Source organism: Streptomyces doebereineriae (genome assembly GCF_031845645.1).
In the GTDB taxonomy this organism is placed as follows: domain Bacteria; phylum Actinomycetota; class Actinomycetes; order Streptomycetales; family Streptomycetaceae; genus Streptomyces; species Streptomyces canus.
The window spans coordinates 1-446 of sequence record NZ_JAVREZ010000328.1 but is presented as its reverse complement, the minus strand read 5'-3'; the positions used below and the strand labels follow the sequence as shown (position 1 = coordinate 446).

General features: G+C 68.4%; 1 pseudogene. It reads right to left on the bottom strand.

From position 1 onward, the window contains the following. Window positions 1-446 (bottom strand): annotated as a pseudogene (locus RNB18_RS52120) (adenylosuccinate lyase); the annotation flags it as partial.

Here is a 446-nt window from a genome sequence, read left to right as displayed (position 1 = left end):
ACTGCGCACCGGCCAGCTCGGCGGCCATCGAGGCGTAGCCGCGCAGCACCACCTGCAGGCCGTTGACCCGTTCACACGACCGGGTGTTCATCTTGTGCGGCATGGCCGAGGAGCCGACCTGACCGGGCGCGAAGCCTTCGGTGACCAGCTCGTGGCCGGCCATCAGCCGGATGGTGTGCGCCAGCGAGGACGGCCCGGCACCCACCTGCACCAGCGCCGAGAGCACATCGTGGTCCAGCGAGCGCGGGTACACCTGCCCGACGCTGGTGAAAACCTCTGTGAATCCCAGGAATTGGGCGACCCGCCGTTCCAGCTCGGCGAGCTTGGAGGTGTCCCCGTCGAACAGGTCGAGCATGTCCTGGGCGGTGCCCATCGGGCCTTTGATACCGCGCAGCGGGTAGCGGTCGATCAGCTCACGCAACCGGGTCAGGGCCACCAGCGTCTCT